This window comes from Streptomyces sp. NPDC054863 (assembly GCF_053610825.1).
In genome coordinates, this window is record NZ_JBSGZD010000083.1 from 21,031 (window position 1) to 28,484 (window position 7,454).

A 7,454-nucleotide genomic window follows, 5' to 3' on the forward strand; every position below is an offset into this window, starting at 1 on the left:
CGCCCTGATCTCGGGAGGCTCAGCGCGAGAAGGGGTGCCCGGTGCGCAGGCAACGGTTACTTCATCGGATCTGAGGGTTGCGGGTTCGAGTCCCGTCACCGGCCTCGGCCGGTGCAGCTCAATCGGTAGAGCATCAGGCTTGTTCCGTCGCCGCTTCCGACCTCGGGCACCCCTTTCTTCTCGCGCTGCGCTTCCCCGCGAAATCCGATGTGTTCAAGGAATTCGGGGGAATTCACCATGGCTCGTTTCAATACCCGTACCGCGAAGGCGGCCGGTGTCTCGCCCGTCGCGACGACCGGTGCGACCACGGTCAACCACCAGGGTGGCGTGGGACATCTCCGCGACCCCAAGTCGGAGCTCTTCCTCCTCTCGGTCGCCAACTTCGTCGCGCAGAGCACCTTCTACGAGACCGGCGAGGCCCGCGACACCCGTTTCGCGACCCTCGTGCGCGAGCTCGCCGTCAGCGATCCCGAGTGGACCGCGGGTCTGCTCGGCTGGCTGCGCGGCGAGGGACAGATGCGTACCGCTTCCGTGGTCGGCGCCGCCGAGTACGTCAAGGCGCGGCTCGACGCGGGCGTGAGTGAGGGACCTTCGAACCGTTCCGTCATCGCCTCCGTCCTGCAACGGCCGGACGAGCCCGGCGAACTCCTCGCGTACTGGACCGCGTTGTACGGCCGCGCGATCCCCAAGCCCGTCAAGCGGGGCGTCGCCGACGCCGTCCAGCGGCTGTACCACGGCAAGTCGCTGCTGAAGTACGACACCGCCTCCAAGGGGTTCCGCTTCGGCGACGTGCTCAACCTGGTGCACGCCTCGCCCGACCCCGGCAAGCCGTGGCAGGGCGAGCTGTTCCAGTACGCGCTGGACCGCCGGCACCACCCGGAGACCGCGGTGGCGCCGAAGTCGAACCGGACGCTCACCGCACACCGCGAACTGATGTCCCTGCGCCCGGCCAAGCGGCGCGCCGTCCTGCGCAAGGCGGACGCCGCCGAGCGGCTGGCCGCGGCGGGCATGACCTGGGAGTCCCTCGCGGGCTGGCTGCAGGGTCCGATGGACGCGCAGGCGTGGGAGGCGATGATCCCGTCGATGGGCACCATGGCGCTCCTGCGCAACCTCCGCAACTTCGACGAGGCCGGTGTCTCGGACGAGGTCGCGGCCGGTGTCGCGGCGAAGATCTCGGACCCCGAAGTGGTCGCCAGGGGGCGGCAGTTCCCGTTCCGCTACCTCGCCGCCTACCAGCACGCGCCGTCGCTGCGCTGGGCGTACCCGCTGGAGCAGGCGCTCGGCCACTCGCTGGCCAACGTACCCCGCCTCAAGGGGCGCACCCTGGTGCTCGTCGACCGGTCGGGCTCGATGTTCTGGTCGCAGGTCTCCGAGCGCTCGCAGCTCAGCCGGGCGGACGCGGCGGCGATCTTCGGGACGGCGCTGGCCCTGCGCGCCGACTCCGCGGACCTCGTCGAATTCGGCTGGCACAGCAAGCCCGTCGACTACGCGAAGGGGGAGTCCGTGCTCAAGATCCTGGAACGCTTCGGCGACCTCGGCGGCACCAGCACGGCCACCGCCGTGCGGAGCAACTACGACGGCCACGACCGGGTCCTGATCGTCACCGACGAGCAGGTCTCGTACGGGGGGAACCGGGGCGACGTCTTCGCGTCCGTCCCGGCGCACGTGCCCACGTACACCTGGAACCTGGAGGGGTACGCGGCCGGTCACGCTCCCTCCGGCACGCCCGGCCGCCATGCCTTCGGCGGTCTGACCGACGCGGCATTTCGCATGGTCCCCCTCCTTGAGGCCGGACGGTCCGCCGACTGGCCCTGGCGGGGCTGACGGGACAGGTGCGAGGGGCCGGACCAGGGAGGCGGCAGGGAGACGGGCATGGCATCTGCCGTCCGGTGGGCGCATACTGAAGGTAATGACAAAGCCAGCCGGAGCCCGGCGACACCTGCCGTCCAGTCCCTTCAACGTCCCGGCCCCGGCCGCCCCGCCCATTGAGAACTATGAGGTGGGAGACCGGGTTTCGCATGATCAATTCGGACTCGGAAGAGTCGTGGCACTAGAGGGAGACCTCGCAGTGCTCATCGACTTCTCCGGGCGTCAGGGGCGGATTCTCAGCCCCTACTCCAAGTTGACCAAGCTCTGAGCCCCCGCGGCTCCGGGAAAAAACGCCCCCGCCCCGTACTTCGATCATCACGATCGGGATACGGGGCGGAGGCGTTTTCGTAGGACTTTTCGCCGCTCTTCACGGGACCTCGCACAGCCCTTCGAGGGGCTGTGCGACGAGCCCTGCTGCTATGGGACGGGCTCTGTCGCCTCGTCGCGCATCGCGGTCGCCCACTCGACGAGAAGCAGTTCGTACTCCTCCGAGGGCCAGGCGCCGTCCGTCGTCTGCGCGTCCACGAGACGGCGTATCGCCGCGTTCGTCTGGTCCGCCCCGGAGGCTTCGGGCCCGGAGGCGGACGGAGAGGTGGTGGACATGCCTTCCAGGCTACGTCCGGGCATCGGTGCTCAAACCCTTCTCGCGCGTGGTGTCTGTCACGCGCCCGGCCTCTCCGTCCCCGACCGTGTCCCGGGTCCCTACAGTGCCTGTGCGGCGGGCTTGACCATGCCGCGCACCGTGCGGGACTTCACGAATTCGCCCATGCCCGTCATCTCCCACTCGCCGCTGAACTGCTTGATCAGCTTGGCCATCATCACGCCCGTCTGCGGCTCGGCGCCGGTCAGGTCGAAGCGGACCAGCTCCTCGCCCGTCGCGGCGTCCAGCAGGCGGCAGTAGGCCTTGGCGACCTCGGTGAACTTCTGGCCGGTGAAGGAGTTCACCGTGAACACCAGACCCGTCGCCTCCGCCGGGATCCGGCCGAGGTCGACCACGATGACCTCGTCGTCGCCCGCGCCCTCACCGGTGAGGTTGTCGCCGGAGTGCTTGATCGCGCCGTTCAGGATCGAGAGCTTGCCGAAGTAGCAGCTGTCGATGTGCTTGCGGTCCGGGCCGTACGCGATGACCGAGGCGTCCAGGTCGATGTCCTTGCCGCGGAACGCCGGCTCCCAGCCCAGACCCATCTTGACCTGGGACAGCAGCGGCTTGCCGCCCTTGACCAGGGACACCGTCTGGTTCTTCTGGAGGCTGACGCGGCCCTTGTCCAGATTGATCTTGCCGGTGCCGGCGGGCGGCGGGCCGGGTGCGGCCGGGGGAGCGGCGGGCGGGGCCTGCGGGGCGGCCACCCGCGGGTCGTAGGACGGCGTCGGGGCGGACGGCGGTGCGACGGGCGCCGAAGGCGCCTGCGGGGCCGCTGCGGGGGCAGGAGCGGCGGCGGCCGGGGCGGGCTCCTCGACCGAGACGCCGAAGTCCTTGGCGATGCCCGCCAGCCCGTCCGCGTACCCCTGGCCGACGGCGCGGACCTTCCAGGCGCCGTTGCGGAGGTAGACCTCCACGACGACCAGGGCGGTCTCGGAGCCCAGCTGGGGCGGCGTGAAGGTCGCGATCACGCTGTTGTCGTCGGCGCCGCGCACGGTGGCGGTGGGCTCGATGCCCTGGAAGGTCTGACCCGCGGCGTCCGGGCTCGCGGTGACCACGACCCGCTCGATGCCGGCCGGGAGCGCACCGGTGTCCACCACGATCGCGTCGGGGGCCGTGCCGCCGCCGGAGCGGTAGGTCACGCCCGGCCCTGTGGGCTGGTTGTAGAAGATGAAGTCGGCGTCGGAGCGCACCTTGCCGTCGGCGGTGAGCAGCAGGCCCGACACGTCGAGCCGCACCGGGGCGGCCACGTCCACGGCCACGCGGGCGGTGGGAAGCGGAATGTTCGAGCCAGAGGTCATTGCGGTCATGTCAGGGGTAACGACCGAGGAGGCTTTGCCGTTCCCTTACCTTGCGACGAATTCCCCGCACGGCCCTACCCGGCCTTCCGCCGGGCTCTGATCAGCGGTTTCCTGGATCGGTGTTTCGTGGGGATCAGCGGTTTCGCGGATGGTTGCGGGCCAGCCGCTCGTTGCCGAATTTGTAGGAGCCGGTCCACCTGGCCATCACCAACTGCCCGTCGCCCGACTCCACCTCCGCCAGGAACTTCTCCGCCCGGCCGCCGCGCAGCGTCGTCGCGGCGCGCTCGCGGTGCGTGATGAGGACGGTGCCGTCGGGGTGCTGCACATAACGGAATCCATGGGGTTTCGGCATGGGCACAGCGTGACCTGATCCGGCCGCGTCCGCGAGTGAATTCCGGGCGCCCGCAGCCTCAGTACGGCCACTGCGGCGGATCGGTGCAGAACGCGCCGCCCAGGAAGTCGTGCTCCGGGTCCCCGGGGGCGGGTTCGCCCTGTTCCGCGAGGAGCTTCTCGGCGTACTGCTCGGAGTCGTCCTGCGGTACGTACCCCAGGGCGCGCGCGGTGGAAAGGTCCCAGCGCAGCCGGGTGTTGGCGGACGAGCCGAACACCACGGTGTGTCCCACCCGCGGTGCGGTCAGCGCCGCGTCGAAGAGGCGGGCGGCGTCTCCCGGGCTCAGCCACAGCGACAGCATCCGCGCCGAGGTGGGCTCCATGAAGCACGCCCCGACCCGCACGGACACCGTCTCCAGGCCGTCCCGGTCCCAGTACAGCTGCGCGAGGTCCTCGCCGAACGCCTTGGACAGACCGTAGAAGGTGTCCGGGCGGTGCGGGGCGTCCGCGGGCACCAGGGGGCCGTCAGGTCCCGGCAGCGGGGTGAATCCGACCGCGTGGTTGCTGGAGGCCTGCACGATCCGGCGCACCCCTTCCTCCCGCGCCGCCTCATAGAGGTTGTACGTCCCCTCGATGTTCGACCGGAGGATCTTCTCGAACGGAGCCTCCAGGGAGATGCCCGCCAGGTGCACGATCGCGTCGACCCCCTGGACGGCCTCGCGCAGCGCGTGCTTGTCGCCGAGATCGGCGGTCACCGCGGTCGGCTCGCCCTCGATGGGCGTCGCGTCGAAGAGCCGCAGCTCGTATCCGTACGCGGGAAGCAGCCCCCGCATCAGGGTGCCGATGCCGCCGGCCGCGCCGGTGAGCAGGAGAGTGCGGGGAGCATCGGGCATGGGAGGAGTCTCCTCGGGGGTGTCCGCGGTGAAGCGCCGACGGGGCCGGCCAACCGTCGCGACGCTAGGGAGCCGGTCGTGCCGAGTCAAGTGAAGGGCGTTGCACGGCGTTTCGCGGACAACGCCGGGAGATTTCGGTCGGCTTGTGGTGCGTTACGGGGCCCGGACGGCCCGGTCGTGTGCGAGGAGCACGCGCTCCCGGGGCGTACGAAGTGCCCCGGGCCGAGGCGCCGGACCGGGGTCTCCCCGCTCATCCGCCGGTGCCACTACGGGAGTTCTCGCAGGTCAGCGTGAATTTTTGCCCCGACCGATGAGTTTTCGCAGGCCTGTGGGTCTCCCCTTCGACGCTGCTGCCAGGGAAAGGGACCCCATGACCACCACCACGACCGCTGCCCCCACCGCCGTCGTGTTCGACCTCGAACCGGCGGCCCGGCGGCTCGCCCGCCTCGTCGAAGGGGTCCCCGACGCCCGGCTGGACGCCCGCACGCCCTGCGAGGAGTTCACGGTGCGGGACCTCCTCGCCCACCTCTGCGGGCTGACCGCGGCGTTCCGCGCCGCCGCGAAGAAGCAGCCGCACCCCGGGGCCGGTGCCGGGAGCCCCGCGCTGCCCGCCGACTGGCGCCACAGCCTCCCGCGGCAGCTCGCCGCCCTCGCCGACTCCTGGCACCGCCACGACGCCTGGGACGGCACCACCACCGCGGGCGGCACCACACTGCCCGCCGGAGTCGCCGCCCAGATCGCCCTCGACGAACTCGTCCTGCACGGCTGGGACCTGGCCCGCGCCACCGGCCAGTCCTTCGACTGCGACAAGCCGAGCCTCCAGGTGGTGTACGCCCTGCTCGCCCCGGAGGCGGACAACCCGGCCCGCGCCCCGATGTTCGGCCCGGTCGTCGACGTACCGAACGGATCGCCCTTCCTGGACCGGGTGGTGGGCCTCGGCGGCCGTGACCCGAAGTGGTCCCTGGGCGCCTAGGACCGCCGGTCAGGACCCGGGCCCGGATCTGTCGCAGGGGCTGCCGCCGGGCGGGCTGCCATGCATAACATGCGTGGCTGCGACGCATACATCACTGCGTCACCGTCCGCCCGAGGGGAATCAGCGTGCGTACCAAGGTACTTCCCGCCCTGTTCTGTGCCGGAGTCATAGCCGCCACCAGCGTGCTCACCGGCAGCGTCGCCACCGCGGCGCCCACCGCAGAGGCGGGTGCGGCGGCCCAGGCGGCCACCGTCCGCGAAAAGCTGGAGAAGATCCCCGGCCTGCGGATCGTCTCGGAGACCCAGAAGGAGGGGCGCCCCTTCTTCACCCTGACGCTGAGACAGCCCATCGACCACGACAAGCCGTGGCGCGGCACCTTCGAGCAGCAGTTCACGCTGTGGCACAAGGACGAGCGCGCCCCGATGGTCCACTACACCGGCGGCTACACCCTCTCCTCCGGCACCCGCGAGATCACCACGCTCCTCGGTGCCAACCAGGTCAGCGTCGAGCACCGCTTCTTCGACAAGTCCGTGCCCGCCGGGAAGACCGACTGGCGCAAGCTGACCATCGAGCAGGAGGCCGCCGACGAGCACCGCATCGTGCAGGCCATGAAGAGCATCTACAAGGCGAAGTGGCTGGGCACCGGCGCCAGCAAGGGCGGCATGACGCAGGTCTACCACGAGCGCTTCTACCCGGACGACCTGGACGCCGTCGTCGCCTACGTCGCCCCCAACGACGCGAACAACCGCGACGACCGCGTCTACGACGACTTCTTCAAGACCGTCGGCACCCCCGAATGCCGCAGCGCGCTCGACGCCGTGCAGCGCGAGATGCTGGTCCGCCGCAAGGCGCTCCTGCCGCTGTTCGAGGCCACCTCCAAGGAGCAGGGCCTCACCTTCAAGCAGCTCGGCACCACCGACCGGGCCTACGAGTTCTCCGTCCTGGACCAGGTCTGGAACTTCTGGCAGTCCGGCTCGTACACCAACTGCCCGACGGTCCCCGACGCCAAGAAGGCCACCGACAAGGAGCTGTACGACTGGTCCCTCGGACACGGCCTGTCGATCTACTCCGACGCCGACGCGGGCCCCGCAGGCACCGGCCCGTACTACCGCCAGGCCGCCGCCCAGCTCGGCTGGGCCGACCTGAAGTTCGCGCACCTGCGCGACGTCCGCAACTACCCGGACATCTACCAGCCCAACTCCCTGCTCCCCGCCGACATGCGCACCTCGTACAGCGGCTGGGAGGCCAAGGACGTCGACCGCTGGGTCAACAAGCGCGGCGAGCGGATGATGTTCGTGTACGGGCAGAACGACCCGTGGAGCGCCGAGCGCTACCGCCCCTCGAAGCGCGACTCGCACCTCTACGTCGCCCCGAACACCAACCACGGCGCCCTGATCTCCAAGCTCGTCCCGGAGCAGCGCGCCGAGGCCGAGGCGACCGTCAAGCGG

8 protein-coding genes are annotated in these 7,454 nt (G+C 70.5%); 4 read left to right on the forward strand and 4 right to left on the reverse strand.

Features of this window, described 5'->3' with window-relative positions:
• The first annotated feature begins 237 nt into the window (after positions 1 to 237).
• Both ACWGIG_RS17310 and ACWGIG_RS17315 read left to right on the forward strand, forming a co-directional pair.
• The gene (locus ACWGIG_RS17310) at positions 238 to 1,824 is read left to right on the forward strand and encodes a TROVE domain-containing protein (RefSeq protein ID WP_453322453.1); all 1,587 of its coding nucleotides are present in this window, start codon (positions 238 to 240) and stop codon (positions 1,822 to 1,824) included.
• 85 nt (positions 1,825 to 1,909) lie between these two features.
• On the forward strand, positions 1,910 to 2,137 hold the full coding sequence (locus tag ACWGIG_RS17315; RefSeq protein ID WP_453322454.1) for a hypothetical protein: 228 nt from the start codon (positions 1,910 to 1,912) through the stop codon (positions 2,135 to 2,137).
• A 149-nt stretch (positions 2,138 to 2,286) separates the two neighbouring features.
• On the opposite strand, the gene ACWGIG_RS17320 is transcribed toward ACWGIG_RS17315, so the two are convergent.
• The 4 genes from ACWGIG_RS17320 to ACWGIG_RS17335 form a co-directional block, all read right to left on the reverse strand.
• Entirely contained in the window at positions 2,287 to 2,472 is a 186-nt protein-coding gene (locus tag ACWGIG_RS17320; RefSeq protein ID WP_453322455.1) for a hypothetical protein, read from the reverse strand.
• Between the two features lie 99 nt (positions 2,473 to 2,571).
• Entirely contained in the window at positions 2,572 to 3,819 is a 1,248-nt protein-coding gene (locus ACWGIG_RS17325; protein ID WP_453322456.1) for a TerD family protein, read from the reverse strand.
• Positions 3,820 to 3,943: 124 nt separating this feature from the next.
• Positions 3,944 to 4,162 (reverse strand): hypothetical protein, encoded by a 219-nt coding sequence (locus ACWGIG_RS17330; RefSeq protein ID WP_453322457.1) that lies wholly within the window; start codon positions 4,160 to 4,162, stop codon positions 3,944 to 3,946.
• A 58-nt stretch (positions 4,163 to 4,220) separates the two neighbouring features.
• The gene (locus ACWGIG_RS17335) at positions 4,221 to 5,033 is read right to left on the reverse strand and encodes an NAD-dependent epimerase/dehydratase family protein (protein ID WP_453322458.1); all 813 of its coding nucleotides are present in this window, start codon (positions 5,031 to 5,033) and stop codon (positions 4,221 to 4,223) included.
• A gap of 370 nt (positions 5,034 to 5,403) precedes the next feature.
• Here ACWGIG_RS17335 and ACWGIG_RS17340 point away from each other — a divergent pair, with 370 nt between their 5' ends.
• A complete protein-coding gene (locus ACWGIG_RS17340; RefSeq protein ID WP_453322459.1) occupies positions 5,404 to 6,006 on the forward strand; it encodes a TIGR03086 family metal-binding protein in 603 nt (200 codons plus the stop codon).
• A gap of 125 nt (positions 6,007 to 6,131) precedes the next feature.
• Positions 6,132 to 7,454 (forward strand): S28 family serine protease (locus tag ACWGIG_RS17345; protein ID WP_453322460.1); only part of this gene is annotated, 1,323 nt, incomplete at its 3' end.